The organism is Methanoculleus caldifontis (genome assembly GCF_032842345.1).
GTDB classification, from domain to species: domain Archaea; phylum Halobacteriota; class Methanomicrobia; order Methanomicrobiales; family Methanoculleaceae; genus Methanoculleus; species Methanoculleus caldifontis.
Genome location: NZ_WBKO01000003.1, coordinates 204,006 through 228,842, shown reverse-complemented (window position 1 = coordinate 228,842; position 24,837 = coordinate 204,006). Strand labels below are relative to the sequence as shown.

The 24,837-nt window shown below is 64.3% G+C and carries 34 protein-coding genes and 2 tRNA genes; 15 read left to right on the top strand and 21 right to left on the bottom strand.

Features of this window, described 5'->3' with window-relative positions:
• Positions 1–28: 28 nt before the first annotated feature.
• The 3 genes from F8E02_RS12890 (at position 29) to F8E02_RS12880 (ending at position 2,063) form a co-directional block, all read left to right on the top strand.
• On the top strand, positions 29–316 hold the full coding sequence (locus F8E02_RS12890; RefSeq protein WP_317066014.1) for a thioredoxin family protein: 288 nt from the start codon (positions 29–31) through the stop codon (positions 314–316).
• Positions 313–963, top strand: coding sequence for an NADPH-dependent F420 reductase (gene npdG / locus F8E02_RS12885; protein WP_317066013.1), 651 nt, complete (start codon positions 313–315; stop codon positions 961–963). Before F8E02_RS12890 ends, npdG begins: the two co-directional genes overlap by 4 nt.
• Before the next feature lie 569 nt (positions 964–1,532).
• Complete coding sequence (locus F8E02_RS12880; RefSeq protein ID WP_317066012.1) at positions 1,533–2,063, top strand: aldolase; 531 nt, start codon at positions 1,533–1,535, stop codon at positions 2,061–2,063.
• On the opposite strand, the gene aglJ is transcribed toward F8E02_RS12880, so the two are convergent.
• Entirely contained in the window at positions 2,046–2,972 is a 927-nt protein-coding gene (gene aglJ, locus F8E02_RS12875; RefSeq protein WP_317066011.1) for an S-layer glycoprotein N-glycosyltransferase AglJ, read from the bottom strand. The two genes, F8E02_RS12880 and aglJ, sit on opposite strands and share 18 nt — an antisense overlap.
• Positions 2,973–3,011: 39 nt before the next feature.
• Here aglJ and F8E02_RS12870 point away from each other — a divergent pair, with 39 nt between their 5' ends.
• Complete coding sequence (locus tag F8E02_RS12870; RefSeq protein ID WP_317066010.1) at positions 3,012–3,593, top strand: endonuclease dU; 582 nt, start codon at positions 3,012–3,014, stop codon at positions 3,591–3,593.
• Here the strand turns inward: F8E02_RS12870 and F8E02_RS12865 are convergent.
• Both F8E02_RS12865 and F8E02_RS12860 read right to left on the bottom strand, forming a co-directional pair.
• A complete protein-coding gene (locus tag F8E02_RS12865) occupies positions 3,583–4,029 on the bottom strand; it encodes a universal stress protein (RefSeq protein WP_317066009.1) in 447 nt (148 codons plus the stop codon). The two genes, F8E02_RS12870 and F8E02_RS12865, sit on opposite strands and share 11 nt — an antisense overlap.
• 53 nt (positions 4,030–4,082) lie before the next feature.
• On the bottom strand, positions 4,083–4,691 hold the full coding sequence (locus tag F8E02_RS12860; protein WP_317066008.1) for a type IV pilin: 609 nt from the start codon (positions 4,689–4,691) through the stop codon (positions 4,083–4,085).
• Between the two features lie 235 nt (positions 4,692–4,926).
• Between F8E02_RS12860 and F8E02_RS12855 the strand changes: the two genes are divergently transcribed.
• The gene (locus tag F8E02_RS12855; protein ID WP_317066007.1) at positions 4,927–5,868 is read left to right on the top strand and encodes a radical SAM protein; all 942 of its coding nucleotides are present in this window, start codon (positions 4,927–4,929) and stop codon (positions 5,866–5,868) included.
• Between the two features lie 50 nt (positions 5,869–5,918).
• Positions 5,919–6,638, top strand: a complete 720-nt coding sequence (locus F8E02_RS12850; protein ID WP_317066006.1) for a PP2C family protein-serine/threonine phosphatase — start codon at positions 5,919–5,921, stop codon at positions 6,636–6,638.
• Between the two features lie 156 nt (positions 6,639–6,794).
• Here F8E02_RS12850 and F8E02_RS12845 read toward each other — a convergent pair whose 3' ends face one another.
• From F8E02_RS12845 to F8E02_RS12830, 4 genes are all read right to left on the bottom strand, one after another.
• Entirely contained in the window at positions 6,795–7,295 is a 501-nt protein-coding gene (locus F8E02_RS12845) for a HEAT repeat domain-containing protein (protein ID WP_317066005.1), read from the bottom strand.
• A 170-nt stretch (positions 7,296–7,465) separates the two neighbouring features.
• Positions 7,466–7,591: a hypothetical protein gene (locus tag F8E02_RS12840; protein WP_317066004.1), complete on the bottom strand. Its 126-nt coding sequence runs from the start codon at positions 7,589–7,591 to the stop codon at positions 7,466–7,468.
• A 207-nt stretch (positions 7,592–7,798) separates the two neighbouring features.
• A tRNA-Asp gene (locus F8E02_RS12835) sits at positions 7,799–7,871 on the bottom strand.
• Positions 7,872–7,886: 15 nt separating this feature from the next.
• Positions 7,887–7,993 (bottom strand) — tRNA-Tyr (locus F8E02_RS12830).
• Between the two features lie 147 nt (positions 7,994–8,140).
• On the opposite strand from F8E02_RS12830, the gene F8E02_RS12825 reads away from it, so the two are divergent.
• On the top strand, positions 8,141–9,685 hold the full coding sequence (locus F8E02_RS12825) for a 2-isopropylmalate synthase (RefSeq protein WP_317066047.1): 1,545 nt from the start codon (positions 8,141–8,143) through the stop codon (positions 9,683–9,685).
• Positions 9,686–9,998: 313 nt separating this feature from the next.
• Here the strand turns inward: F8E02_RS12825 and F8E02_RS12820 are convergent, their stop codons facing one another.
• The 12 genes from F8E02_RS12820 to F8E02_RS12765 form a co-directional block, all read right to left on the bottom strand.
• Positions 9,999–10,364 (bottom strand): prefoldin subunit beta, encoded by a 366-nt coding sequence (locus F8E02_RS12820; protein WP_317066002.1) that lies wholly within the window; start codon positions 10,362–10,364, stop codon positions 9,999–10,001.
• 153 nt (positions 10,365–10,517) lie between these two features.
• Positions 10,518–10,763, bottom strand: a complete 246-nt coding sequence (locus F8E02_RS12815; RefSeq protein WP_317066001.1) for a KEOPS complex subunit Pcc1 — start codon at positions 10,761–10,763, stop codon at positions 10,518–10,520.
• Positions 10,760–11,164, bottom strand: a complete 405-nt coding sequence (locus F8E02_RS12810) for a hypothetical protein (RefSeq protein ID WP_317066000.1) — start codon at positions 11,162–11,164, stop codon at positions 10,760–10,762. Before F8E02_RS12810 ends, F8E02_RS12815 begins: the two co-directional genes overlap by 4 nt.
• On the bottom strand, positions 11,161–11,292 hold the full coding sequence (locus F8E02_RS12805; protein ID WP_011844513.1) for a DNA-directed RNA polymerase subunit P: 132 nt from the start codon (positions 11,290–11,292) through the stop codon (positions 11,161–11,163). Before F8E02_RS12805 ends, F8E02_RS12810 begins: the two co-directional genes overlap by 4 nt.
• A 6-nt stretch (positions 11,293–11,298) precedes the next feature.
• Entirely contained in the window at positions 11,299–11,589 is a 291-nt protein-coding gene (locus F8E02_RS12800) for a 50S ribosomal protein L37ae (RefSeq protein WP_317065999.1), read from the bottom strand.
• Positions 11,590–11,644: 55 nt separating this feature from the next.
• Positions 11,645–12,349: a ribosome assembly factor SBDS gene (locus F8E02_RS12795; protein ID WP_317065998.1), complete on the bottom strand. Its 705-nt coding sequence runs from the start codon at positions 12,347–12,349 to the stop codon at positions 11,645–11,647.
• A 12-nt stretch (positions 12,350–12,361) separates the two neighbouring features.
• Entirely contained in the window at positions 12,362–13,084 is a 723-nt protein-coding gene (gene psmA / locus F8E02_RS12790) for an archaeal proteasome endopeptidase complex subunit alpha (RefSeq protein ID WP_317065997.1), read from the bottom strand.
• Positions 13,085–13,567: an Rpp14/Pop5 family protein gene (locus tag F8E02_RS12785; protein ID WP_317065996.1), complete on the bottom strand. Its 483-nt coding sequence runs from the start codon at positions 13,565–13,567 to the stop codon at positions 13,085–13,087.
• Positions 13,564–14,208: an RNase P subunit p30 family protein gene (locus F8E02_RS12780; protein ID WP_317065994.1), complete on the bottom strand. Its 645-nt coding sequence runs from the start codon at positions 14,206–14,208 to the stop codon at positions 13,564–13,566. Before F8E02_RS12780 ends, F8E02_RS12785 begins: the two co-directional genes overlap by 4 nt.
• Positions 14,209–14,239: 31 nt before the next feature.
• On the bottom strand, positions 14,240–14,830 hold the full coding sequence (locus F8E02_RS12775) for a 50S ribosomal protein L15e (protein WP_317065993.1): 591 nt from the start codon (positions 14,828–14,830) through the stop codon (positions 14,240–14,242).
• 128 nt (positions 14,831–14,958) lie between these two features.
• A complete protein-coding gene (gene moaC, locus F8E02_RS12770) occupies positions 14,959–15,453 on the bottom strand; it encodes a cyclic pyranopterin monophosphate synthase MoaC (RefSeq protein ID WP_317065992.1) in 495 nt (164 codons plus the stop codon).
• Between the two features lie 53 nt (positions 15,454–15,506).
• Positions 15,507–16,910: an NAD(P)H-hydrate dehydratase gene (locus F8E02_RS12765; RefSeq protein ID WP_317065991.1), complete on the bottom strand. Its 1,404-nt coding sequence runs from the start codon at positions 16,908–16,910 to the stop codon at positions 15,507–15,509.
• A 388-nt stretch (positions 16,911–17,298) separates the two neighbouring features.
• On the opposite strand from F8E02_RS12765, the gene F8E02_RS12760 reads away from it, so the two are divergent.
• From F8E02_RS12760 to F8E02_RS12745, 4 genes are read left to right on the top strand one after another with little or no spacing between them, the layout of a single operon-like run.
• Complete coding sequence (locus tag F8E02_RS12760; RefSeq protein WP_317065990.1) at positions 17,299–18,696, top strand: DHH family phosphoesterase; 1,398 nt, start codon at positions 17,299–17,301, stop codon at positions 18,694–18,696.
• Complete coding sequence (locus F8E02_RS12755; RefSeq protein WP_317065989.1) at positions 18,641–19,120, top strand: PUA domain-containing protein; 480 nt, start codon at positions 18,641–18,643, stop codon at positions 19,118–19,120. The genes F8E02_RS12760 and F8E02_RS12755 overlap by 56 nt, the downstream gene beginning before the upstream one ends.
• Positions 19,120–19,461 carry a nascent polypeptide-associated complex protein gene (locus F8E02_RS12750; protein ID WP_317065988.1) on the top strand — a complete coding sequence of 114 codons (342 nt, stop codon included), beginning with the start codon at positions 19,120–19,122 and terminating at the stop codon, positions 19,459–19,461. The genes F8E02_RS12755 and F8E02_RS12750 overlap by 1 nt, the downstream gene beginning before the upstream one ends.
• Entirely contained in the window at positions 19,458–20,183 is a 726-nt protein-coding gene (locus F8E02_RS12745) for a methyltransferase domain-containing protein (RefSeq protein WP_317065987.1), read from the top strand. Before F8E02_RS12750 ends, F8E02_RS12745 begins: the two co-directional genes overlap by 4 nt.
• A 6-nt stretch (positions 20,184–20,189) precedes the next feature.
• On the opposite strand, the gene F8E02_RS12740 is transcribed toward F8E02_RS12745, so the two are convergent.
• On the bottom strand, positions 20,190–20,375 hold the full coding sequence (locus tag F8E02_RS12740; protein WP_317065986.1) for a hypothetical protein: 186 nt from the start codon (positions 20,373–20,375) through the stop codon (positions 20,190–20,192).
• A gap of 178 nt (positions 20,376–20,553) precedes the next feature.
• Here F8E02_RS12740 and pyrB point away from each other — a divergent pair, with 178 nt between their 5' ends.
• Together pyrB and pyrI are read left to right on the top strand one after the other, a co-directional pair.
• Entirely contained in the window at positions 20,554–21,450 is an 897-nt protein-coding gene (gene pyrB, locus F8E02_RS12735) for an aspartate carbamoyltransferase (RefSeq protein ID WP_317065985.1), read from the top strand.
• Positions 21,447–21,914 carry an aspartate carbamoyltransferase regulatory subunit gene (gene pyrI / locus F8E02_RS12730; protein ID WP_317065984.1) on the top strand — a complete coding sequence of 156 codons (468 nt, stop codon included), beginning with the start codon at positions 21,447–21,449 and terminating at the stop codon, positions 21,912–21,914. Before pyrB ends, pyrI begins: the two co-directional genes overlap by 4 nt.
• Here pyrI and F8E02_RS12725 read toward each other — a convergent pair.
• The gene (locus tag F8E02_RS12725; RefSeq protein ID WP_317065983.1) at positions 21,907–22,365 is read right to left on the bottom strand and encodes a phosphopantetheine adenylyltransferase; all 459 of its coding nucleotides are present in this window, start codon (positions 22,363–22,365) and stop codon (positions 21,907–21,909) included. The two genes, pyrI and F8E02_RS12725, sit on opposite strands and share 8 nt — an antisense overlap.
• Before the next feature lie 712 nt (positions 22,366–23,077).
• Here F8E02_RS12725 and F8E02_RS12720 point away from each other — a divergent pair.
• Both F8E02_RS12720 and F8E02_RS12715 read left to right on the top strand, forming a co-directional pair.
• On the top strand, positions 23,078–23,569 hold the full coding sequence (locus tag F8E02_RS12720; RefSeq protein ID WP_317065982.1) for a gamma carbonic anhydrase family protein: 492 nt from the start codon (positions 23,078–23,080) through the stop codon (positions 23,567–23,569).
• Positions 23,562–24,836, top strand: a complete 1,275-nt coding sequence (locus F8E02_RS12715; protein WP_317065981.1) for a CoB--CoM heterodisulfide reductase iron-sulfur subunit A family protein — start codon at positions 23,562–23,564, stop codon at positions 24,834–24,836. The genes F8E02_RS12720 and F8E02_RS12715 overlap by 8 nt, the downstream gene beginning before the upstream one ends.
• Position 24,837 lies beyond the last annotated feature (1 nt).

The following is a 24,837-nucleotide window of genomic DNA, read 5'->3' as shown; positions in this document are numbered from 1 at the left end:
ACACAATGTGTGAACGGGGTATAGTTTTATGGCAAAACCGGTTTTAATGGACTTCTTTGCCGAGTGGTGCGGCCCGTGCCACCAGCAGTCACCGATCATCGACGAGCTCAAAGCAAAGATGGGTGACCAGGTGGAGATCAGGAAGATCGACGTAGGTGTCGATTCCGAGGAGACGCGGCGGTATGCCGCCCAGTACGACATCCAGTTCGTACCGACGCTCGTCATCGAGAAGGACGGGAACCTCGTCCGGAAACTGGTCGGCGTCCAGGACCTCGGCACGCTTGAGAGCATCTTAAAACCGCTGGTGGAGCAGTGAAGATCGGCATCGTCGGCGGAACTGGAGATATCGGGGAGGGCATGGCACTCCGGCTCTCTCCGAAGTACGATGTGATCGTCGGGTCGCGCGAGGAGATAAAGGCGGTCGCGACCTGCGACACCTGCCGGGAGACGCTGCAGGTCCAGGGGATGCAGTGCAGCCTCGTCGGCGCCAGCAACCAGCAGGCGGTCGACGAGGCGGATATCATCGTCCTCGCGATCCCGTTCAAGCACGTGACTCCCACCTTGAAGACCCTGACCGGGTTTGAGGGGAAGATCGTCGTCACCCCCGTCAACCCGATCGAGCGGACGGCTTACTTCTACTACGCTCCTCCGCCGGAGGGTTCCGCCGCGATGATGATCAAGGGGATGCTCCCGGAGAGCACGACCGTCTGCGCCGCGTTCAACAACATCGCCGCGAACAAGTGGAAGATGCTCGACGAAGAACTCGACTACTCGGTCGCCGTCTGCTGCGACGACGATGGAGCGAAGCACAAAGTCATGGATATCGTCAACTCCGTCTCAAGCCTCCGCGCCTACGACGGGGGGCCGCTTGCGGCCGCATCCATCGTCGAGAGCGTCACGCCGCTCCTCCTCAACATCGCTCGTTTCAACAGGATGAGGGACGTCGGCGTCAGGTTTGTATAAGCTGTTTTTCGTTATCCGGGAGGATGGCGCGGGGTGTTGCCCGACCGACCTCCCGGGCAGATCTCGGGTCCGGGGCGGACTGATGGCCCGTGCCCGGTAGCTGAACACCTCTTCCCTCTGGTGAAGTCGCACTTCGCGCTCTTCGCGGCTCCGCGTGAGGTATCCGGCCTGGTGCGGGTAGCGATGACGGCCTCACGCGAAGTGCGAGCCGCGATGGTCTATCAGGACCGGAGCGTGAGAAGCCATCAGGCTTCGAGCCGCGATGGTCTATCAGGACCGGAGCGTGAGAAGCCATCAGGCTTCGAGCCGCGATGATCCATCAGGACCAGAGCGTGAGAAGTCATCAGGCTTCGAGTCGCGAAGGGAATTCAGTGGGTTGACTTCCAGGGGGGCTTCCTCATGGCGTTAGCGAAGTGCAGGTCCCGGTGGATCCGTGCCCGATCCTATAGCAACGCCACCACACCCCCACAACCCGTCCGACACCTCACCGCCCCGTGCGCTCGTCCCGGACCCCGAAGAGGCATGCAGATATCCCTCGCCGCGCCAACATACTCATCAGGGAATAGAGAATGCTGGATCAGGAATTCGAACGGATCGGACTGCGGCTCTTCCGTGAAGGGCTTGTCGGAGCGAACTTCGGGAACATGAGCGTCCGGGGGGATGGGGGTTTTTATATCACCCGGACCGGCGCGTACCTCGACGCCCGCGAGATGCCGGTCTATGTCCCGGAGACGGGAGACGCCCCTCGTGAGGCCTCAAGCGAGTACCGGGTCCACCGGGCAGTCTACCGGGAGACTCCCCACCAGGCGATCGTCCACGCCCACCCGGTCCACGCCGTCGCCGCCTCGCTTGATACCGATACCCTCCGGCCGGCCGACAGCGAGGGGGGGATGCTCTGCCCGGAGATCCCGGTCGTCACGGGGAGCCCCGGCTCTGAGGAGATCGCGAGAAACGTCGCAGAAGCGCTCCGTGACGGCCACATCGTCATCGTCCGCGGGCACGGGACGTTCGGTGCCGGAAAAACGCTCGATGAGGCGTACATCTACACCTCGATCGCCGAGTACGCCTGCCGGATACTCTTCTTATCGGGGAGGCTTTGAAGCCTCCTGCAACTGCTCGATCTGGCGGAGCGTCTCGCGGTGGAACCCGAGCAGCATGTCGCTGATGACCCCGAACATGAAGATCTGAAAGCCTATGGTGATCAGGAGGACCGTGAGGATGGTGAGCGGCAGGTGTTCGATGTTCCTGAGCCACTCGTAGACGACGTAGATACCGATGACGCCCCCCACGAGCGAGATGAAGAGGCCGATGATCCCGAAGTAAAAGATCGGGTTGTTCATCTTCGCGAGCCGGTATATCGTCGAGAAGATCCTCGCGCCGTCCTGGACGGGGTTCAGTTTCGTGACGGTACCGGGCCTCGCGATGTATCGGACCGGGACGACCGTGATCTGCTGCCCGTGCCGCACCGCCTCGACCGCCATCTCCGTCTCGATCTCGAATCCCGCCTCTTTGAGGGTCATCTGCCGGATCGACTGGAGGGTGAAGGCACGGTAGCCGGAGAGGATATCGCGGAGGTCGCGGCCGTGCGCAATCCTGAACATATGGTTGAGAATCTGGTTGCCGAGGAGGTTCAACCGGGTGAACGCCCCGCCGTCGGGGTCGGCGAGGCGGTCGCCGATGACGTGGTCGAATCCCTGGGCAAGGGGGGCGAGCATCCGCTCCGCATCCTCCGGCGCGTACGTGCCGTCGCCGTCGAGCATGAGCACGTAGGGCTTATCGATGGCCTCCACTGCCTCGATGATGGCGTTGCCCTTCCCCTTCCCCGTCTGCGTCCGGACGACCGCTCCCGCGGACCGGGCGATATCGGGTGTCCCGTCGGTGCTGTTCCCGTCCATGACGAGGACATGGCGAAAACCGCGCTCCCTGAACTCCCCGACCAGTTCGGCGATCGTCGGGGCTTCGTTTAACGTGGGGATGAAGATACAGACCTCATCTCGCTCGATGTTCATCGGAGTACTATATCCGATTGAGCAACATAAGGGCTTCGTATGCACGTAGCCAAACAGGGGCTCCGCGCTCTCGGTATCGCCGAGAGTTACTCGGGACGGGAGCGGTCCACCCTTGCCGGCGTCGTCATGCGAAAAGACCTCAGAATCGACGGAGTGGCCTTCGCCCCGGTGACCGTCGGGGGAACGGACGCGACCGATGCGGTCATCGGGATCGTTGCCGATCTTGCCCGCCGCGACATCAACCTCCTGATGATCAGCGGGAGCGTCATCGCCTGGTACAACATCATCGATCCGGCCGCGGTTCAGGAGGCGACGGGTCTACCCGTCATCGTCGCCACCTACGAGGAGTCCGAGGGGCTCGAGGAGGAGATCCGGCACCATTTCCCGGGCGATGCCGAAAGGCTCGCGGCATACCGGCGTCTCGGCGACCGGACACCAGTCCGTCTCCGCACGGGGTACACGCTCTTCATCCGCCCCTACGGCCTCTCTTCCGGCGACGCGGCACGGCTCTGCAACGACTTCACGCACGAAGGGCGGGTGCCCGAACCGCTCAGAGTGGCGCGGCTCGTCGCCCGCGGGCTCGTCAGGTCTTCAAGGTGCAGCGGGGCCGTCAGCCCCTGACGACCATCACCGTCGACTCCGCGTGGTCGACGACGTAGGAGCTGACGCTCCCGAGGAAGAACCGGTCGAGCCGGCCCCTCCCGTGGGAACCGACCACGGTCAGGTCGGCCCCGATCTCCAGGGCCAGCGCGGTGATCTCGGCTCCCGGGTGGCCGTGGCGCTTGTGGACGGTTGCCGGGACGCCGGCGGCGGTTCCCCGCCGCTCCGCCTCGGCCAGGATCTCGTCCGCTTCCCGCTCGAGCGAGTCGAGGACCGCCTGCTGGGCGAGGTCCGGGGGCTCGAGCGGGTTGAGCATCAGTGCAGGGTAGATCCCGGTCTGGACGACATGCACGACGTGTATGGGGGCGTGCATGGCGCGGGCGACGTCCAGAGCCTCTGCAAGCGCACGGCTCCCGATCTCCGACCCGTCGACCGCCACGAGTACCAATCCGAACATACAGTCTCTAGGAGCGTTCGGGTACAAATAGATGTCTGGAGGGGCCTGCCGGCCTACGCCTCCACCGTATGCTTCGATATCGCCTTCCCGTTCCGTTTATCGAAGATCTCCACGGTGACCTTCGCACCCAGAACAAGGGTCCCGTCGGTGAGATCGACCTCTATCTCCTCGCCGGGGTTCCAGTAAGGGGTGCGGCAGCCTGCGCCCTTGAGGTATCTCACCCCGTAATGGTGCGACGGGATGAGGAGGTGGCCGTTCAAGGTCTGGACGGTGCATACCCTCCAGTCGTCGCGGTAGATGACCGCTTTTAAGAGGTCGTTTTCGTAGACGGTGCTGCCGTTGTTATAGAGGAAGATCCGGCTCGCACAGGTCAGCGCCCCGGTATCGCCGCTGGTGTGCAGAACGTCGGTGATGATGATCGGGGGCAGCGGAGGCTCCGTCCATGACCACGAGGGGATCATCGAGAGGAGCAGCAGGAGAAGAAGCAGAGCGAGGATGATGGTGATGGCGACCATCAGGAGCGAGGCATGGGTCTGCGAGAGGGCATGCTCGCTCTCCGGCGCCCGCCGGGGAGGGGACCGCGGCGCTGTGCGGGAAGCGCCGGGCGGGCGGGGCCCGGTATGGCGGCCCGTATTCCAGACCCGGTTGCGTTCGCCGATCATCTCCTTTCGGTGAGAAATTCATCATCCCAACTATAAATGTTGCTAAAATTATTTCTACAGGCGAGGGATGGATCCGAAGAATATTCGCCGCTTTTACAGCGGTATGAACCTCCGCCCCCATGGCCGGGGAGTGAGGAGGCCGCCCGCAGGGCACCCGTGACAGGCACTCCCGGCCGCGCTCCCGCCGCCCCGGGAGGGTCAACCTTCTTCTCTCCCGGGCCCATGAAGGGGGATCATGGCGGAAGCAGAACAATCCCGACTACCCGGATACCTGCACCTTCTCAGGACCGGCGAACTCGAGAGGCGGGCCGACCGGGCGCTGGAGGTGCTCCGCGACTGCGTCGTCTGCCCGCAGGAGTGCCGGGTCAACCGGATCGAAGGCGAGGAGGGGTTCTGCCGGACCGGCCTCCAACCAAGGGTCTCCAGTTACAGCCCGCACTTCGGCGAGGAGCCCCCGCTGGTGGGAAGATACGGGTCCGGGACGATATTCTTTGCAGGCTGCAACATGCGGTGCGAGTTCTGCCAGAACTACACCATCAGCCAGTGCGGGGCGGGCGCGGCCGTCACGTGCGAGGACCTCGCGGAGATCATGCTCCGCCTGCAGGAGCGCCGGTGCCACAACATCAACCTCGTCTCCCCCTCGCACGTCGTCCCGCAGATCCTCCGTGCGGTCGCCATCGCCGCCGGCAGCGGCCTCTCCCTCCCGCTGGTCTACAACAGCGGCGGTTACGAGTCCGTCGAGACCCTCCGGCTCCTTGAGGGCGTCATCGAGATCTACATGCCGGACGCGAAGTACGGGCGGGACGATGTCGCGTGGGAACTCTCCCATGCTCCCGGTTACACCGGCCGCATGCAGGCGGCACTCAGAGAGATGCACCGGCAGGTCGGGGACCTTGTCGTCGGCAGCGACGGAGTTGCAGAACGGGGGATGATCATCCGTCACCTGGTGCTCCCCGGCAACCTTGCGAACAGCGAGATCGTGATGAAGTTCATCGCCGACGAGATCTCGCGGGACTCCTACGTGAACGTCATGGCCCAGTACCACCCGGCGTGGCGTGCGGCCGAGGGAGGGAGGAGCCCGGTGCTTGCCGCGCTGCAGCGTCCGATCACCGCGCGGGAGTACGAGTACGCTATCGGGTGCGCACGGGAGAGCGGGCTCTCCCGCGGGTTCCCGTGAGACAGGGGGCACCAAAAGACTATTCCCCCGGACACAGAGAGTGGTACAGCGTGAAAGAGAAGCCGGGGCTCAGGTATGCGGCGATGAGCGACGTAGGCGGGCGGGAGCAGAACGAGGACGCCTGGGTTGCCGGCCGGACGGGGGGCTACGACATCTTCGCCGTCGCGGACGGCGTCGGGGGGCATGCCCGCGGGGAGGTCGCGAGCGAGATGGCGGTCAGGATCCTCGAGGAGACCGCAGACGAGTGCCTCCCGGGGCTGAAGCCCGCTGTCGTCCTCGAGCATGCATTTCTGCGCGCGAACGCCGCGATATATGCATATAACCGTGAGAACGGGCTGAACGCGGCTACGACGCTCTCCGCGGCGATCGTCGACCAGTCGGGGAAGTGCTGGATCGGCACGGTCGGCGACAGCAGGACGCAGATCATCACGCCGGCGTCGGTCTGGCAGACGCGCGACCAGAGTTACGTCCAGAGCCTGGTGGATGCAGGTATCCTCTCCCCCGCCGAGGCGATGCGCCATCCGGGCAGGAATATCGTCACCCAGGCGCTCGGCCTCGAAAGCCGGGTGCGGGCCGAGATCGACGAACAGGAGATCGCCGGGGCGGTCCTGGTCATCAGTTCGGACGGGCTTCACGACTATGTCCCGGCGACCGTTATCCGGGTGATCGCGCTTGAGAGCGACCCTGCCACGGCGTGCCGGAGGTTGATAGAGGCCGCAAAGGATGCGGCGAGCACCGACAACATCACCGTGATCGTCGCGAGAGGATGACGGGGCTCACCTGCGCGAGGATTGGTAGTCCCCGTCGCCTCATCAGGTGCTCCACTCCTGATGGAGTGTCGTCCTTCGCGTCTTCGCGTGAGACTGTATCGTGATCTGCACCTGATAGCTCACGCGAAGGCGCGAAGAACGCGAAGTTTTGTATAATCAGCTGTAATACCCCTCCGCTCCCGCCTCGCGGAGCGCCGCAAGGATCGCCTGGCGGACGCTCTCGACCGTCTCGCCGGGGAGGGCGGCGGCGAGCGCGCTGACCGCCTCTTCGCCGCCAAGTTTCCCGAGGGAGCCGGCCGCGGAGCGCCGGACGAACTCGTTTGAGTCGCGCTGCATGGCCGCAAGGTGGGCAACCGCGCCGCGGTCGCCGAGCAGTCCGAGCCCTTTTGACGCCATGTAGCGGACGTGGTCCTTCCCGTCGCCGAGGGCGGCGACGAGGGGCGCATACGCCCCGGCATCTCTGATGAGGCCGAGGGCTTCCGCCGCACGGTAGCGCACCCGCCAGTCGGGATTCTGAAGTAAGGCTGTGCAGGCAGGCACGGCCGGGGTTCCAAGCGCAGCAAGCCCGCGCATCGCCTCCGCCCGCACGCTCTTGTCCGGGTCGGCGATACGGGCGAGGAGGGCCTGCAGGTCCTGTTCGTTCGTGGTCAGGGTCATCAGAGTCACATCCGCGGGCTGTTGCCGCTCGTATCACACGTTGAGACGGATCTCTCATAAGGGTTGATCATTCGCCCCGGAGAAGAGCGATCCGGACTTCCTCTGCCGGGGCCGCTCCGGGCCGCCGGGACGGTGCCTTCACACCGTTTCCCGGCGGCCGGAGTCTGTTGTCAGGTCAGAAAACCGCAGGCATATAAGAGCATACTCACGAAGACGAAGACGCCGGTCCCGATGATGAGCGCCCCCAGAGTGTTGAACAGGGGATCGCCCTTAACCAGTTTTGCCAGAACGTGCATGAGACCGAATACTGCATTCGGGTATATATATTTTATCAGAGAAATAAAAATAAGTTCACATATTTAAAAACATCTGATCGCGCGGGCTGCCGGAGTGCGACGGTCAGGAATTCGCGGCAAAATCATGAGGAACAGGGGACGCGCAGCAGGTTTCGGCATGGGACCGAGACAGGCTCTGCTCCCGGCAACGGAAATGAAAGAAGTTGACGCCCAGGACGGAATTCGAATCCGTGTCGACGGCGTGACAGGCCGTCATGATAGGCCACTACACTACCTGGGCACATGTTGCTATAGATCCCGCCTCCCGGATTCGAACCGGGGACATCGCGGTAGCCGCGCAGTTCGCCCGAAGACGAAGACTATACTACAGCCGCGCACTCTACCAGTCTGAGTTAAGGCGGGTCTCTGCTCTACTAATGTTGGTAGTGGTTGTTAATATATGTTTCGCCGAATCGCCGGGACGCCACGCGGCGTGGACGCCATTCTTTATATACTCAACTGGATAATGATATCATATGAACCCTACAAACGCCGAAGCACCTGGGAACGCTGAAGCGTACTGTCTTCTTCACCGATAGCCGTGCGAAAAGCAACGTCACTGTTTTCGACACCACACTGCGCGACGGTGAACAAACACCGGGCATCTCATTCACCCGTGAAGAGAAACTCGGTATTGCAGAGCAGCTCTCCGCCATAGGAGTCCAGACCATCGAAGCGGGCTTTCCCGCATCCTCGGACGCCGAGCACGAGATAGTCAAAGCCATCAAGGCCCTCGATCTGGCGACCCGGGTCTGCGGCCTGGCACGGTCGATCCGGGCCGACGTGGACGCCTGCATCGAATGCGACGTCGACATGATCCATGTCTTCATCCCGACGTCCGACGTCCAGCGCGAGTATACCATCAAAAAGACCCGCGAGCAGGTCCTCGAGGCCACCGGCGAGATCATTGCCTACGCCCGCGACCACGTCGACCGGTGCATGTTCTCCGCGATGGACGCGACGAGGACCGACTGGGATTACCTGATCGATGTCTACCGCGTCGCGGTGGACGCGGGGGCGACGATCATCAACGTCCCCGACACGGTCGGCGTGATCACCCCGGCGGCCATGAAACGCCTCATCACCCGGATAGACCGGGAGGTGAACTGCCCGATCGACGTCCACTGCCACAACGACTTCGGTCTCGCGGTGGCAAACACCATCGCGGCGGTCGAGGGCGGCGCCTCACAGGTCCAGGTGACCGTGAACGGCCTCGGCGAGCGGGCGGGCAACGCAGACCTCGCGCAGACGGTGATGGCGCTCGAGTCGATCTACGGGATCGAGACCGGGATCCGGACGACGAGGCTCGTCGAGACCTCAAGGCTCGTCTCCCGCTACGCCGGGATGAGCATCCCCGCCACGCAGCCGGTCGTCGGCGAGAACGCCTTCGCCCACGAGAGCGGGATCCACTCCCACGGCGTGATCACCCGGTCGGACACGTTTGAGCCCGGGATCATGACCCCGGAGATGGTCGGCCACCGGCGCAGGCTGAAACTCGGCAAACACGCCGGGAGGCATGCGGTCAGGCAGATGCTCCTCGATACGCATATAGAGCCCACCGACGCCCAGCTCGACGAGATCGTCGTGCGGATGAAGGGGATCGCCGGCAAGGGCAAGCGGGTGACGGATGCGGACCTCTATGAGATCGCCGGAAGCGTCATGCAGGTTGCCCCCGACGAGAGAACCCTGGAACTCCAGGACGTCGCCATCATGACCGGGAACCACGTCATCCCGACGGCGAGCGTTCGGGCGACCGTCGACGGGGTCGAGCACATCTTCTCGAGCGTCGGCAACGGCCCGGTAGATGCGGCCGTGCGGGCGATCCTCGGGATCATCCCCGCCCCGGTCCAGTTGAAGGAGTTCAACATCGAGGCGATCTCCGGGGGGACCGACGCGCTCGGCCACGTCACCATCGCCGTCGAGGACGAGCGGGGCCGGGTATTCGATGCCAGCGCCTCAAGCGACGACATCGTCCTTGCATCCGTCGAGGCGGTGATCAACGCGATCAACCTCGTCTGCCGGACGCGAAAGAACGACCTCAGGCATGAGGAGTGAACATCTCACCCCATTTTTGCCAATTCAAAGAAACTCTGGAGAAATACCTGGTTTTTCACAGGAATCGCACGCGAAGCCGCGAAGGACACGAAGGGACTGCCAGCACCGGCCCGACTTCGCGGCTTTGCGCCTCGCACCTTGCGGGGCTCAAACTCCGGATGTTCCATCCATCGTTCTTCGCGTGAACGAGGTATCGATGGCTCTGGAGAAATGCTTCATACAGCCCCCGAAAGTGCCTCGCTGGCAATCGTGACTGGCGGTATGACCTCTGAAAGCGGGATTTCCCCAGAGCTAAAAAAGATTGGTTTTAGATTCAGGCAGCACCGGGGGGCTGCTGTTTCCCTTCGAGGGCTCCGCGGATCTGCGTCGAGAGCTGTTCGAACCGCCCCTGCAGGGCCTTCTCCTGTTTCTCAAGAGACTTGATCCGGAGTTCGAGGGTCTCGACCCGCTCGTTTAAGGAGGCGAGCACCTGCTCGCGGCTCTTCTGCATCATGACGCTGCCGACGTTCATGAAGACCGCCGCATCCTCCGGGATGTCGCCGAGGTCCTCGACTGCACGCCGGGCTTCGCGGATCGTCATCTCGTACTGGGCCTTCTGCGAGACCACGGTCTGCAGCTGCTGCTGCATCTGCTGGAGCATCGCCAGCTGGTTCTGTACTTTGGGTGGTATATTCTCCATGATCATCAACCCTCCTCAACTGGACGGGAACTGTAACAATACTTCGGGTGGCGGACAGGGGGCCGTCCCGGCCCGATGCCCTTTCTCTACATGATAGGGCGGGGAAGCCTTAAAAGGTGAGGGTCCGGCGTCCCCGGCGACGGGGAACGGCCGTCACCCGGACGGAGCGGCGAGCTCACGCATCTCGATCGCGATATTGATCAGCCGGAGCCAGGTGTTGAGGGCTGCGCGGAGGGCAGGAATATCGGTGGCGGCCACCTCGAGGACGAGCGTCTCCTCACCTTCCAGCCGCACGCGGACGGACGACCGGTCTCCCACGTCGCCCATCTCCTGGCAGACGGAGAGATAGAGGGCACGGGCATCGTGAGTCGTGAACCGGAAGACCGCGGTATGCGTCACCCGGGGACCTCCAGGACGTAGCGCTTCCGCTGCCTTCCGTCAAAGACGATACGATGTGCCGGGAGGGCTTCACCGGCATACGCGACGTCGAGCAGGTCTTTGAGCGCCTCGTAAAGCGGCCGACCGGAGACAAAAAGCCCGCGGGTGATCTCTCCCGCCCGCTCCTCGACGGAGAACGACCGGACGGCGAACTCCACCATCGGCTCTTCGTTCACGAAGACCTGGACGAGAAAAATGGGACCTGATCTGGAGACGATCACGATCGACGGGTCGAGGGCAAAGAGGTCACCCAGGCTTGACTTGCCGCGGGTGACGTACTCAGCGCCGATCGCGAACGCCATATCCCGGGAGAGGGAGCGCACTTCGGGGAGCGGTTTCCGTGACGTCGTGAAGACCGTCATCGGGCCTTCAGATCTTTTATGCCGGCCCCGCGTTCCTTGAAGAGGATACGGTGTCCACAGTAGGGACAGCGTATATTGACGTCGATCTCCACTTTCTGCTTACAGCGAGCGCACTTGTAGGCGGCCACGGCCGATTAGCCCTCCCTCTGCAGCGAGCGCTCGATGCTCCGTACGGCGACGCGCATCGCGGGCGTCTCGGGGACGTAGCTGCCGCCGGCGAACTTGAACCCGCACTTGCGGCATGCCCAGATTCCCGTGCCCTCGCGCTTGACCGTTGCCTGGTCGCAGCGGGGACAGACGTGGCGCGCGTTGGTGAGCTGCTCGATCTGGTTCACTCTCTTCCGGATAAACCGGCCATACCTCGGACCAAAACGCCCGGAACTTCCTACTACCCTGCCCTTTGCACTCTGTTTGCGATTTGCCATTTCGCGTACCTCTTGTATGTCCTCTAATTTTTGTGCTGTCGATTAATATAGTTACTCACAACTTGCGTTCGAGGATCCGCGTCTCTGCGTTTCCTTTAGAGAGTTTGTTCACCAGGTCGTAGAATTCCTCCTGGATACCCGCGGGAATCCTGACGACGGCTATCCAGGATCCGTCCTTCTGCCACTCGCTCTGCTCGAGCGTCACGGCGCCCTGGAGTTCCCCGTAGGCCCGCGCGGCATGGTCGGGCGGCATCTTCACGGCGATCCGGATCTCCTCGAAACGTATGGGGAGGATGGGGCGGAGCGCCTTGACGACCTCTTTGACCTGCTCCTCGACGGACTTGAAGGGGTCGATGTTCACCCTCGCCTCCTCCATCGCAAGCTCGATCCGCTGCGGCGGGTGGGGGAAGCCGGTCTGCGGGTTGACGGCGTTCCGCGAGATGAACGTGATGACACGGTTCCGCTTCTCCGCGGTGAGGTGGCGGCGCTGCTCGGAGGTGAGATGGATCTCGCCCTTCTGGATGATCCGCATGGCGACCGGTTCGAACTCGGTCGTCTTGAAGACCTTCAGGAGGTCCTCGTCGGCGGCCCGCTCGGCATGGGCGGCGTTCGAGAAGATATGGATGGCTGCAACGACATCCTCGAGATCGATCTCCTCCCCCTGCCGGATGCGTTGAGCCAGGTCCGGGTCGACAAGGACTTCGAACCGCTCGCCGTGGCTCTCAAGCCGCGCTACTACTGCCTGATCGAGGGGTATCATAGAGGATGACGCTCACTCTTCGGACTGGTCGACGTAGGTCTTTACCTCATCCTTCTCCAGCTTCCGGAACTCGCGGGTCGCGGTGGAGACGATGCCGATCTCGATGGCGCTCACGTCGAGCTTCCCCTCGGTCGCGGCGTGCAGGGCCTTGATGCCGAGCCTGACGGCGCCGGCAAGGTCTGCCTCCTCCCGGTACTCCTCCTCGAAGACCTTCATGACCGCGGGCCGGCCCGTGCCGATCCCGGTCGCCTTGTACTCGAGCAGCGTGCCGCTCGGGTCGGTCTCGAAGAGACGGGCTTCCCCGTCGCTGATCCCGGCGATCAGGAGAGCGGTCCCGTAGGGACGTGCACCGCCGAACTGGGTGTAGGTCTGCATGTGGTCGCAGAGTTTCTTTGCGAGGATCTCGACGTTGATCGGCTCGCTGTAGGAGACCCGGTTGATCTGGGACTCGACCCGCGCCCTGTCCACGAGGGACCGCGCATCGCCGACGAGCCCGGAGGACGCTACGCCGATGTGCGAATCGATCTTGAAGATCTTCTCGATGGAGACCGGCTCGAGGAGACGGGAGGTCACCCTTTTGTCGACGATCAGCACGACGCCTTCGCTGCACTTGATCCCTACGGCCGTCGTGCCCCGTTTCACCGCTTCTCTGGCGTACTCAACCTGATAGAGCCTTCCGTCCGGGCTGAACACCGTGATCGCCCGGTCATATCCCATCTGATATTGTGGTTGCATTTATCGTTCCTCCAAATCAGCTTCGGTGAAAAACAATAACTTCTGATGCTTAATACCCTTTTCAAGCAAATCAACTTTTTGACGGGGATAGCGATACGCCGTGAAACAACCGTCCCCGACCGCCGTCTCCGCCGGATCCTGAGCAGGCCGGATCGGTTTCATGCGCCGGCGCAGTGCGTGGATGGTTCCTGAGACGGCGACCGTCCGGAGTGCTGCCCGTTCGTCGGCGACCGAGGTGACGGTTGCAAGAGCCGTGGTGATATCCGCCTCGCTCCCGCGCCGGCACCTGACGACGGCATATCCTCCGTCGCAGGAGACCACTGCCGGCTGCGCAAGGCCGACGACAGCATCTCCAAGGAGAGAGGTCGCCGCCTCGATGACCGAGAGGTAGACCTGCTTCTGGTCCGCGACCATCCCGTAGGGGAGGATCCGGACCAGGATATAGCGCCGCTTCGTCCGCATCGCGGGGGGTCTCGGCTTCATCGGACCACCTTCACCGGGCTATCGGGCGTAACAAGCCTCCCCACGGACGCGAGGGCCTCGCTCACTTCCGTCCCGGTCATCCCGAAGAGGCCGCAGAGGCCCTGGACGTCGCGGACCGGCCGCTGCTCGAGGATCGAGCGTGCGTCCGACGAGATCGTCAGTGGAAAGCCGTAGCGCCGCTGAAGCGTCAGGATGTCCGCGTAGCGCTGGAGGGCCCTCTGGCGCCTCGTCCCGCGGAGCTGGATGAGAGGGGCGAGCGAGATGTCGACCGCCACGCCGTGCTCTGCTGCCGAGCGTGCGGCGACGTGGTCGAAGGCGTTTCTCTGGGTGGCGTGGATGCCCCGGACGACCCGGATCTCCTTTAAGGAGACGACGGCCCGGTTGAAGGCGATGTCCCGTGCATTGACGGATACCACGTCGGCACGCCGGACGGCGGGGTCGCGCACCTGCTTGAGGACGTCCTTTATGGACGCGGCACCGATCACGGCGCCCCGGAGAACCTCGGCCCCGGGCGAGGGACGGACGCCCGCTCCGACGGCGATGATGCTGTCGAACCCGAGATCGCGAGCCTCGAACGCCATCCGTGCCGGTGTAGAGTCGCCGGCAGGATATGGATACACACAGGCGTCTGTGATCTTCATCGTGGGTAGCCGTATAAAAAAGGAGAGGTATTTACTTGCCGCGGTTCGCGTTGGAACGGATGCTCGGACGGGTCTTCTCGGTTCCGCGCCCGCGCGTCCGCATTCCGCGCCCCTTCATGCCGGCGGAGGTCTTGCCGCGCTCCGCCCTGCCCCGGTGGACCGGGTTGGCGAGCCACGCGAGGTGGGGGTCGCTCCGGATCGAGGGGTGGTGCCCGTCGACGAGGATGACCTCATACCACTTGGACCGTCCGTCCTCCCCGACCCAGTAGGAGTTCAAGGCCTCCATGTTCGGGAACTTGCGGGATGCACGCTCTTCGGCCATCCGCTGCAGGCTCTTGCCCGGGGTCGTCCGGCGCATGCCCATGCGTGCGGATCTGCGTCCGCGGACGTACCGGGACTTCCTCCGGCCACCGCGGCGGATCTTGACCCGCGCAACGGCGATGCCCTGCTTTGCCTTGTAGCCGAGCGAGCGGGCCCGGTCGATCCGGGTCGGGTGCTCCACGCGCACGACGGTCCCTTCGCGCCGCCACACCTGGAGACGCTCCCAGAGCAGGCCCTTCACTGCGGACCTGTCCGGCCGCTTCCATGCCTCACGAACGTAGGCATACATTGACTTTGCCATGTTTTTAATCACCTCAGGTTCAGCGTTTCCGCCACATTCCTTTCCGGGACGCATCCCGTGGTTCCTAGCAGGTCGACGAGAGCCGATATAAAGGATTCCCCCGGAGGGCCCTTGCCCGTCCGGGAGGTCTAAACACCCTTGCGCTTCTCGACGACGTGGATGGCATCCATCCGGGTGACCGGATACTGCCCGTTCTCGTCCTTCTCGGCCGACTTGACCATATCCCAGACGGTGAGGAGAGCGACCGAGACGCCGGTGAGCGCCTCCATCTCGACGCCCGTCCTTCCGTAGGACTTGACGCGGGCGATCGCCTCGATGTAGCCGTCGCCTTCCTCAAAGTCGATGGTGATGCCCGCAAGCGGTATGGGGTGGCACATGGGGATGAGGCGCGGAGTATCCTTCACCGCAAGGGTGGCGGCAACCCGCGCGGTTGCGAGGACGTTGCCCTTGACCGTGGTTCCTTCCCGGATGGCCCGGAGGGTCTCGTCCCGGAGGTAGATCCGCCCGCTCGCGACCGCTTCGCGGGTGACCTCGGTCTTTCCCGAGATATCCACCATCTGTGCACGGTCGTTCTCGATGTGGGTGAAGACCGGGGTCTTGCCGTGTTCGCCGGACTCGCTCATGTTATCAGGAGATCTTTTTCCTCGCGGGATAAAAGGGGGCGTATCGGGGGAGGTCACTCACGGGGTGCCCGGCCGAAGAGCTCGCCGGGGATGTAGGCCAGCATATCGGTCGCGATCATGCCGGACCCCCGCCCCTCTGCCGCCCGCATCCCGGCCCTGCCGCAGACGTACGCGGCGACGCAGGCGGCCTCAAACGCCGGGAGGTGGCAGAAGAGCGCCCCCGCGACACCGGCAAGCAGGTCGCCCGTCCCCCCGACGGTCATCGCGGGGCTTCCGGTCCGGTTGAACCGGACCCGCGTCCCGTCGGAGACGACGTCGACCGGGCCTTTGAGGAGGATGGTCCCGGCGGTTGCGGCGGCCTTCACGCACCGGCCGCGCGAGAGGAGGTCGGCCGGGGGTTTTGTCCCGGCGATCCGGGAAAACTCGCCCGCGTGGGGGGTATAGATCGTCTCCTTCGCCACAGGGAGGGGACGGACGAGTGCGTCGGCGTCAAAGACCGCCCGCTTTGCCGCCTCCGCGACGGCGAGGACGACGTCGTGGCTCTCTTTGCCAAGCCCCATCCCGCAGACGACCGCGTCGGCCCGGTCGACGAGGGGGAGGATCGCCTCGAGGTGCTCACCCGTGATCGCCTTCCCCTCCAGGCGCTCGTAGATCAGGTCGGGCATGGGAATGTATGCCGGGGAGGCGACCCGGACGATATCGGCCCCGGCGCGGAGCGCTCCCATCGCCGCGATGTAGGGCGCCCCCTGGTAAGGCCCGCCCCCGACAACGAGGACCTCGCCGCCGACGCCCTTGTGGGCCCCCTCTGCCCGCGCCGGGACGAGCGTGAGATCCCCCGGCCCGGTATAGATCTCGGCCTCGAGGGGGATCCCGATATCCGCGACGTCCGCCCCCGCAACCCTGGGCCGGTGGAACGATACGATCCGGTCCGCCCGGATGCCGGGGGTGGGGATATCGACGGCGACGACCGATGCGGCGCTCGCGTTCGCCCGGGAAACAAGGCTCGCGAGCGGCTCCCGCACCGCCCCCGACGCCCCGGTGCCGAGCATCGCGTCGACGACGACATCCGCCTCCTCAAAGAGCCGGCCGAGTGACTCGATATCGGCGGCGCACCTGACCGGGTGGACGCCGACGGAGGAGTGCGAGAGAAGCGAGGCCTGGACCGTGGCCGGGGGGGTCATCGACCCGCAGTCCGGATAGACCACGTCGACGGAATCGAGGTGCTGGAGGTACCGGGCCGCCACCATCCCGTCGCCGCCGTTGTTCCCCCTCCCGCAGAGGACGAGGACGCGGGAGGGGTTGCGGGCGAGAACAGCATCCGCGACGGCCCGCCCGGCGCTCTCCATCATCAGGAGCGCCGGGTAGCCGAGCGCGACGGCGTTCTCCTCGATCGCCCGCATCCTGCCGGCATCGATCACGCCGGTCTCCAAGAACTCACGCATTTCGTTTGTTGCCATGTGCCGTCCCTCCGGCGGTTGTCTGATCGGTGCTATGGTGGTATAATCTTAGATAATTTTTGAAAGTGCGACTGCCCGCGTAGGGCAGGAGCTCGAGCACCGAAGGTCCGAAGTGCGACTGCCCGTAGGAACGGAACACGAGAAAACGCGAAGCGTTTCCGAGCAGGAGCACCGAAACGTTGCGAAGGCGATGCAGGGGTAGCAGTAAAGTCTCACGCGAAGCCGCGAAGAACGCGAAGTGGACCGCCGACACAAGAACCAACTTCGCGGCTTCGCGGCTTCGCGTGAGGCAATGTAGCCTGCGCAAAGGCATGAGTTATTTGACAGATGTAAAGAGATGACCTGGGTCCCATGCTTTATTGACACTTCACGACCCACTACTATGGAGATGGGCCTCGAAACAGATGTGCGGAGAGCGGCGGATCTGATCTGCGAAGCGGACTCGGTAACGATCGTCTCCCACATCGATGCCGACGGCATCAGCACGGAGTCGATCCTCGCGCAGGCGCTCGCCCGCGAGGGCATGACCGTCAAGTCAGTCTTCGTCCGCCAGCTCGAGCCGATGGCGATGCGGCACGTCGAAAAGGACGACTCCTTAAAACTCTTCACCGACCTCGGCGCCGGCCAGCAGAGCCTCATTGAGGAGCACGGCCTCTCCGCCGACGAGGTCCTGATCCTCGACCACCACGTCAGCCAGCCCTGCGGCACGGCCTACCCCCAGGTGAACTCCCTCGACCACGGGATCACCCGGATGAGCGCCGCCGGCGTCGCCTACCTGGTCGCGAAGGCGCTCGATTCCACAAACATCGACCTCGCCAAACTCGCCGTCGTCGGGAACGTCGGGGACATGATGGCCCGCGAGAACTGCGGGCTGGTCGGCCCGGCCCGCGAGATCGTCTCTGACGGCGTCGAGTACGGCAATATTATCGTCCAGAGCCGGGACTTGAACTGCTACGGGACGTCCACCCGCCCCATCCACGTCTGCCTGGGCTACTGCGACGACCCCTACATCGACGGGATCTCAAACAGCACCAGTTCGGCGCTCCGGTTCCTCGAGCGGCTCGGCGTCACACTGAAGAACTCCCGGGGCGGCTGGTTCGTCTGGGAGGAACTCGCGTTTGAGGACCGGCGCAGGATCATCAGCGCCCTCGCCCAGCAGCTCATCGCGCACGGGCGGGAAACCGACCGGCTGCTCGCAGAGACCTACATCTTCCCCGACGAACCCGAACGGACGGCGCTCCGGAACGCCTCCGAGTACGCCACCCTGCTCAACGCCTGCGGCCGGTGGGCCAGGCCCGGCATCGGCGGGAGGATCTGTCGCGGGGACCGCGGCGACGCCTACCGCGACGCGGAGCAGATGCTCGCGCACCACCGGACGATCATCCGCGACCTGCTCCAGTACATCCTCGATACGGGGGTGACGGAACTCTCGCACATCCAGTACGTCCACACCGGCGATAAGTTCCCCGACACCATCGTCGGGATCGGGGCGGGGATGGCGCTCTCCAAACTGAACTGGAGAAAGCCGATCATGGTGCTCTCCGCGATGGTGGACGAACCGGAGACTACCAAGGTCTCGATGCGGACGAACGAGTGGGCGCTCGCCCGGGGCGTCGACCTGCAGGAGGCGCTCGTCGAGGCGTCGGCGGCGGTCGGCGGCGCGGGCGGCGGGCACCGGATCGCCGCAGGCGCCTTCATACCGAAGACTACAGAAGAGGAGTTTGTTGATCGTGTCAACCGAATACTCAAACGACAATCCGCTTCGGCGGATCCGGACAATAGCTGACTTCCAGTTCGGCGCCGGGGCGGGGGAGGCCCTCTTCCCCGACGGCTGCACCTTCCAGCTCTCGACGACGGGGCGCATCCGCCAGGTGCGGCTGGGAAACGAGCGGGTCGCCACCGTCAGGGCACAGGACGGCCGCCTGACCATCGGCGTCGCCGGAGCGGCGCGACTGGCAGCCCACCTTCCTCCCCCGGCCTACCGGGTGACGGTCCAGGAGGACGTGGCGCCGTTTGTCGCCGACGGGAAGAATGCGATGGCAAAGCATGTCGTCGCCGCCGACGAGGGCATCCGCGCCGGAGACGAGGTGCTGGTGGTGGCCGCCGACGACCGGCTCCTCGCAACCGGGGCCGCCCTGCTCTCCGGCAGGGAGATGCTGGCATTTAATTATGGTGTAGCGGTAAAAGTACGGCAGGGGAGAGGATCCTGATGTTTCCAGGCAAAGTAAACCCGAAAAAGATGAAGCAGATGATGAAGCAGATGGGCATGGAGATGGAGGAGATCGAGGGCGTCGAGAAAGTGGTGATCTATACGCCCGCGGGGAACTACGTCTTTGACGATGCCCAGGTCGTCGCGACGACCATGCAGGGGGTCACCACCTACCAGCTCACCGGGGAGGCCCGGTTCGAGGAGGCCGCCCCGGAGATCCCCGACGAGGACGTCGCCCTCGTCGCATCCCAGACCGGGGTTGCCGAAGAGGCCGCGAGGAAAGCGCTCGGCGAGACCCGCGGCGACATCGCCGAAGCGATCCTGAAACTCTCGCAGCAATGATCGAAGACGGCGAACGCCTCCTGCTCGTCGGCGAGGACCGCGAGTACTTCGTGACGGCTGGCGAAGGGCAGTTCTCCACCGACCGGGGGATGATCGACCGCGGAGCGCTCGCGGGGATGAACTCCGGCGACGAGATCCGGACCCACCTCGACGTCCCGTTCACGGTCCTGCGCCCCCGGCCGACCGACTTCTTTGTCCACGCGAAAAGGAGCGGGGCGCCCATGCTCCCGAAGGATATCGGGATCGTCATCGCTTACACGGGGATGAACCGCGAGGACACGGTCCTCGACGCCGGGACCGGGAGCGGTGTCGCCGCGATCTACTTCGGGAAGATCGCCCGCGAGGTGAAGACCTACGAGGTGCGCCCGGAGTTTGCCCGGATTGCGGAGAAGAACGTCAGGGAAGCGCGGCTCGAGAACGTCGAGGTGGTCGCGGCCGATATGCTCGAGGCGACGGGCGAGTTCGACGTCGTCCACCTGGACCTGACGTTGACACCGGCGCACGTGGAGCACGCCTTCTCGCTCCTCCGTCCAGGGGGCTACCTCGCCTGTTACACGCCGTTCCTCGAGCACACCTTCACGGCGCTCGACGCCGCAGCGCCGCTCTTCCGCGACGTCCACTGCTACGAGTGCATGGAACGGGAACTGACGCGCTCCGCCCGCGGGACCCGCCCGTCGACCAGGGTCGCCCACAGCGGCTACGTCACGATCGCACGAAAATAGGTGGGGTTACTCGCGGAGCGGGCGTTCCCACCCGGTGTAGCCGCAGTAGATGCAGCAGTCCCCGTCGCAGTGCCTGCACTTCTGCGAGGGCTGCGGCACCATCACCGTGCCGTTTTTATTACAGTACAGGCATCCCAGTCCCCCGCAGTGGCAACAGGTCTCGGGGGCGTATGTTTCCTTCTCTTCGGACATAGGTTATCCTCCCGGAGTAGTGTTAGGCAGGCGGAGGTGAGAAAGGTTGCCGTCTGCCGGGCAGGGAAAAAAGGTATTAGTGGGTTTGCGGAGAACCATTATTCAGGAGAGAAGAGGGGCTTACCCTGTATCCCGGCGGCGATCCGGCAGGAGGCAGGCCCCGGAAGGTAGCCACACGATGTACCACATTATATCGATCCGCGATCTTGAACGAAAGGACCTCGATTACCTGCTCGACCGGGCACGGGAGTTCGAGACGGGGAACTGCCGCTCCTGCAGGCTTGAGGACAAACTGGCGGCCCTCCTCTTCTTCGAACCCAGCACCCGCACACGGATGTCGTTTGCGACGGCCATGGCCCGGCTCGGCGGGCGGTCGATCAGCGTGGACTCCGTGGAGGCAAGCTCCATCGTCAAGGGAGAGACGCTGGCCGACACCATCCGGGTGGTGAGCGGTTACGCGGACGCCATCGTCCTCCGCCACCCGAAAGAAGGCGCAGCCAGGCTCGCAAGCGAGTTCGCCACGGTCCCGGTCATCAACGCAGGAGACGGCGCGGGGCAGCACCCGAGCCAGACGCTGCTTGACCTCTACACCATCCGGCAGTCGATGCCGGTCGACGGGATCGACGTCGGGCTGCTCGGCGATCTCCGCTACGGGAGGACGGCGCACTCGCTCGCGCTCGCCCTCTCGCTCTACGGCGTGACGCTCCACACGATCGCGCCCGGAGGGCTCGAGATGCCGGCAAACATCACCCTCGAACTTCGGGAGCGCGGGATGGAGGTGATCGAGCACGAGAACGTCGAGGAGGTGATCCGGGACCTCGACGTCCTCTACGTCACCAGGATCCAGCGTGAGCGGTTCCCGGACTCGGCGTCGTTCTATAACGTCGCGTCCAGCTACCGGATCACGCCCGACCTCCTCTCCGGTGTCCGCGACAACCTGATGATCCTCCACCCGCTCCCGCGCGCGGGGGAGATCGATCCCGCGGTGGACAACACGCCGTATGCACGGTACTTCGAGCAGGCAAAGAACGGGGTGCCGGTCAGGATGGCGCTCCTCCATGAGGTGATGAAGTGACCAAGAAAGACCCGTCAGGCGGGCTGATCATCAGCCCTATCAAGAACGGCACCGTCATCGATCATATCACCGCCGGCGAGGCCTTAAACGTCCTGCGGATCCTCGGCATCACCGGGTCGACGCGGGAGTGCCTGAGCATCGCGACGAACGTCAGGAGCAAGCGGATGGGGCGCAAAGATGTCGTCAAGATCGAGAACAGGGAACTCCGGACCGAGGAGGTCGACCGTATCGCCCTGATCGCGCCGCAGGCAAAGATCAACATCATCCGCGACTTCCGGGTCGTGGAGAAGAAAGGCGTCGAGATCCCCGAGATCATCAGGGGCGTGGTGCGGTGCCCGAACCCGGGCTGCATCACGAACACGAACGAGCCCGTCGCGAGCGCGTTCGAGGTGCTGCCGAAGGGGCTGCACTGCCTCTACTGCGACTGGCTGCTCAAGGACGATATCGCCGAACACATCATCTGATCAGGCGGCCCTGCCGGTCGATCTCGCCCCGGTAGATCCGGGTGCTCGAGATCCGCCGGCCGTCTTCGGCAAGGACGCACGAGATCTCGTGGAGATCCACTTTTTTTCGCCCCTGTTCCCGACGGAGGACGTTGATCTCGACGGCGACCGGGAAGGTCTCCTCGGAGACGACGAGGATATCGAAGTCCGCATCGAGCGCGCTGCCGTAGCGGTCGACGAGTTGCTCGACCTTCCAGGCCGCGGTGTAGCCGTGCTCGCGGATGAAGCCCCTGATGTTCTCGAGCCGCTCCTCGTAGGTGTGGACGGGATGCACCTTGGCGCCGGCAAACTCGTCGGTCGTCAGCCCGATGACCACCTCTCCGTCGGGCCCGGCGAGCTCGAAGGAGCGGGCGAGGAGTTTCCTGTGCCCGGCATGCAGGGGATCGAACGTCCCCCCGACCATCACTCTCATCCGGAGGCGTTTGGCGCGAGGGGTTTTATGGGTAGTGGTTGGCAGCGGGGGAGAGGAGAGCGGCTCGAAGCCTGACGGTCTCTCACGCTCCGCCTGCAAGTCGCACCTGCGGTGCTCCAATCCCGTTCAGCAGGAACACCGTTCTTCACGTGAGCGGACAGTTTATTGGCGATGACACGGCCTCACGCGAAAGACGCGAAGCCGCGAAGAACGACCTCCCCGATGGGGAGGGAGTTTGAGCACCCAGGTGCGGAGGGGAGTATCATACCCATCTACCATTCTTCGCGTTCTTCGCGGCTTCGCGTGAGCTGAAAGTTCATGAGCGATGACACGGCCTCACGCGAAGAGCGCGAAGCCGCGAAGAACGACCTCCCCGATGGGGAGGGAGTTTGAGCACCCTCAGGTGCGAAGGGGAGTATCATACCCATCTACCATTCTTCGCGTTCTTCGCGGCTTCGCGTGAGCTGAAAGTTCATGAGCGATGACGGGGCCTCTCGCGTTGGACGCGGAGCCGCGAAGGGGAGTTACTATACTGAACTTCACGTCCATCGCGACTCGCACCTGCGGTGCTCGTGCTCTGCTCGTGCTCACACTTCGCGTGGAGTCGCAATATCTCATAGGGACTCATGCCTCCCCTGACCGCGGCGTCTGTGCCACCCATCTCCATCAAGGGAGAGGATTTTCTATCGCCGCAACCAATACTAAACGTACTATGGAGAGCGGATCGTTTGTGGGGGACCGCGTCTTTATCGCGGAGAACGCAACAGTCATCGGAGACGTGACGCTCGCCGACGACGTGAGCGTATGGTTCGGGGCCGTCGTCCGGGCCGACAGGGACAGGATCACGGTGGGGGCAGGCTCGAATGTTCAGGACAACGCCGTCGTCCATACCACGCCGGGGTTCCCGGTCACGATCGGGACGGACGTCTCGGTCGGCCACGGCGCCATCCTGCACGGCTGCACCATCCGTGACCGCGTGCTCGTCGGGATGGGCGCCATCGTCCTGAACGGCGCGGTCGTCGGCGAAGGATCGATCCTCGGCGCCGGCGCCGTGGTGACGGAAGGAAAGGAGATCCCTGCAAACTCGCTCGTCCTCGGCGTCCCCGGCAAGGTGGTCAGGGAGACGACGCCAGAGCAGCGGGAGGGAACCGTCCACAACGCACGTGAATACGTCAAACTCGCAGGGAGGTACCGCCATGGCTGAGGTCGTCGTCATCGGCGCCGGGGTCGCGGGCATCCAGGCGGCGCTCGACCTTGCCGGCCATGATATCCACGTCCACCTCATCGAGCGCGAACCGACCATCGGCGGGCACATGGCCCAGCTCGACAAGACGTTCCCCACCAATGACTGCTCGATGTGCATCCTCTCCCCGAAGATGGTGGAGGTGGCCCGGCACCCGAAGATCACGATCCACACCTGCGCCGAGGTCGAGTCGGTCGAGGGGGAGGTCGGCAGGTTCCACGTCCGGGTCAGGAAGCACCCCCGCTACATCGTCGAGGACGAGTGCAACGGCTGCGGCGACTGCACCCGGATCTGCCCGGTCGAGGTCTACAACCGGTTCGACGCCGGGATCGGTGTGCGAAAGGCGATCTACAAGCCCCATGCCCAGGCGGTCCCCGACGTCGTCGTCAAGGACAAGGAGCACTGCATCGAGTGCGGCCTCTGCTACGACGTCTGCGGGAGGGAGGCTATCCTCCGCGAGGACGAGGAGCGGCTGATCGAGATCGAGGCGGCGAGCATCGTCGTCACGACCGGTTATGCGACGTTCGACGCCCGGAACAAGACGCAGCTCCGCTACCTCACCATCCCCGACGTCATCACGAGCCTTGAGTTCGAGCGGATGATCAACGCGTCCGGCCCCACGGGCGGCAAGTTGAAGCGGCTCTCGAACGGCAAACCCCCGCAGAGCGTGGCGTTTGTCCAGTGCGTCGGCTCCCGCGACATCGCCGCCGGCCGCCCCTACTGCTCCGGCGTCTGCTGCATGTACGCGATGAAGAACGCGGTGCTCATCCGCGAGAAGAACCCGGGCATCGAGGTCACCGTCTTCTACAACGACGTCAGGGCATACGGGAAGGGTTACGAGGAGTATTACGAGCGGGCGAGGAACCTCGGCGTCCGGTTCGTCCGCGGGTTCCCCGGCGAGGTGCTCGCGGCAAACGACCACCTGATGATGACCGCAGAGAACACCGAGACCGGCGAGGTCGAGACGTTCCACCCGGACCTGGTGGTCCTCTCCGTCGGGCTCGAACCCGCCGGGGGGGCGGAGGTGATCGCCCGGATGCTCGGCATCCCGCAGGACGAGTCGGGATTCTTCGGGGTCGCCGACCAGAAGGTCGGCCCCGTGCTCACGGTGAAGCCCGGGATCTACGTGGCGGGGACGGCCACCGCGCCGCGGGATATCCCCGACTCGGTCGCCATGGGCGGCGCAGCGGCGATGCGGGCCTACCTCGACGTCATCAGGGCGGGGTGAG

What these genes read in the sequence shown, in the direction of transcription:
- F8E02_RS12795 (WP_317065998.1), bottom strand. Translation starts at nt 12,349, where the DNA reads ATGATACCCCTCGATCAGGCAGTAGTAGCGCGGCTTGAGAGCCACGGC.
- F8E02_RS12800 (WP_317065999.1), bottom strand. Translation starts at nt 11,589, where the DNA reads ATGGCAAATCGCAAACAGAGTGCAAAGGGCAGGGTAGTAGGAAGTTCC.
- aglJ (WP_317066011.1), bottom strand. Translation starts at nt 2,972, where the DNA reads ATGAACATCGAGCGAGATGAGGTCTGTATCTTCATCCCCACGTTAAAC.
- psmA (WP_317065997.1), bottom strand. Translation starts at nt 13,084, where the DNA reads ATGCAACCACAATATCAGATGGGATATGACCGGGCGATCACGGTGTTC.
- F8E02_RS12715 (WP_317065981.1), top strand. Translation starts at nt 23,562, where the DNA reads ATGGCTGAGGTCGTCGTCATCGGCGCCGGGGTCGCGGGCATCCAGGCG.
- F8E02_RS12865 (WP_317066009.1), bottom strand. Translation starts at nt 4,029, where the DNA reads ATGTTCGGATTGGTACTCGTGGCGGTCGACGGGTCGGAGATCGGGAGC.
- F8E02_RS12860 (WP_317066008.1), bottom strand. Translation starts at nt 4,691, where the DNA reads ATGATCGGCGAACGCAACCGGGTCTGGAATACGGGCCGCCATACCGGG.
- F8E02_RS12740 (WP_317065986.1), bottom strand. Translation starts at nt 20,375, where the DNA reads ATGTCCGAAGAGAAGGAAACATACGCCCCCGAGACCTGTTGCCACTGC.
- F8E02_RS12785 (WP_317065996.1), bottom strand. Translation starts at nt 13,567, where the DNA reads ATGAAGCCGAGACCCCCCGCGATGCGGACGAAGCGGCGCTATATCCTG.
- F8E02_RS12780 (WP_317065994.1), bottom strand. Translation starts at nt 14,208, where the DNA reads ATGAAGATCACAGACGCCTGTGTGTATCCATATCCTGCCGGCGACTCT.
- F8E02_RS12845 (WP_317066005.1), bottom strand. Translation starts at nt 7,295, where the DNA reads ATGACCCTGACCACGAACGAACAGGACCTGCAGGCCCTCCTCGCCCGT.
- F8E02_RS12750 (WP_317065988.1), top strand. Translation starts at nt 19,120, where the DNA reads ATGTTTCCAGGCAAAGTAAACCCGAAAAAGATGAAGCAGATGATGAAG.
- F8E02_RS12880 (WP_317066012.1), top strand. Translation starts at nt 1,533, where the DNA reads ATGCTGGATCAGGAATTCGAACGGATCGGACTGCGGCTCTTCCGTGAA.
- F8E02_RS12760 (WP_317065990.1), top strand. Translation starts at nt 17,299, where the DNA reads ATGGGCCTCGAAACAGATGTGCGGAGAGCGGCGGATCTGATCTGCGAA.
- F8E02_RS12855 (WP_317066007.1), top strand. Translation starts at nt 4,927, where the DNA reads ATGGCGGAAGCAGAACAATCCCGACTACCCGGATACCTGCACCTTCTC.
- F8E02_RS12725 (WP_317065983.1), bottom strand. Translation starts at nt 22,365, where the DNA reads ATGAGAGTGATGGTCGGGGGGACGTTCGATCCCCTGCATGCCGGGCAC.
- F8E02_RS12870 (WP_317066010.1), top strand. Translation starts at nt 3,012, where the DNA reads ATGCACGTAGCCAAACAGGGGCTCCGCGCTCTCGGTATCGCCGAGAGT.
- pyrB (WP_317065985.1), top strand. Translation starts at nt 20,554, where the DNA reads ATGTACCACATTATATCGATCCGCGATCTTGAACGAAAGGACCTCGAT.
- F8E02_RS12820 (WP_317066002.1), bottom strand. Translation starts at nt 10,364, where the DNA reads ATGGAGAATATACCACCCAAAGTACAGAACCAGCTGGCGATGCTCCAG.
- F8E02_RS12720 (WP_317065982.1), top strand. Translation starts at nt 23,078, where the DNA reads ATGGAGAGCGGATCGTTTGTGGGGGACCGCGTCTTTATCGCGGAGAAC.
- F8E02_RS12775 (WP_317065993.1), bottom strand. Translation starts at nt 14,830, where the DNA reads ATGGCAAAGTCAATGTATGCCTACGTTCGTGAGGCATGGAAGCGGCCG.
- F8E02_RS12765 (WP_317065991.1), bottom strand. Translation starts at nt 16,910, where the DNA reads ATGGCAACAAACGAAATGCGTGAGTTCTTGGAGACCGGCGTGATCGAT.
- F8E02_RS12810 (WP_317066000.1), bottom strand. Translation starts at nt 11,164, where the DNA reads ATGACGGTCTTCACGACGTCACGGAAACCGCTCCCCGAAGTGCGCTCC.
- F8E02_RS12745 (WP_317065987.1), top strand. Translation starts at nt 19,458, where the DNA reads ATGATCGAAGACGGCGAACGCCTCCTGCTCGTCGGCGAGGACCGCGAG.
- F8E02_RS12840 (WP_317066004.1), bottom strand. Translation starts at nt 7,591, where the DNA reads ATGCACGTTCTGGCAAAACTGGTTAAGGGCGATCCCCTGTTCAACACT.
- moaC (WP_317065992.1), bottom strand. Translation starts at nt 15,453, where the DNA reads ATGAGCGAGTCCGGCGAACACGGCAAGACCCCGGTCTTCACCCACATC.
- F8E02_RS12890 (WP_317066014.1), top strand. Translation starts at nt 29, where the DNA reads ATGGCAAAACCGGTTTTAATGGACTTCTTTGCCGAGTGGTGCGGCCCG.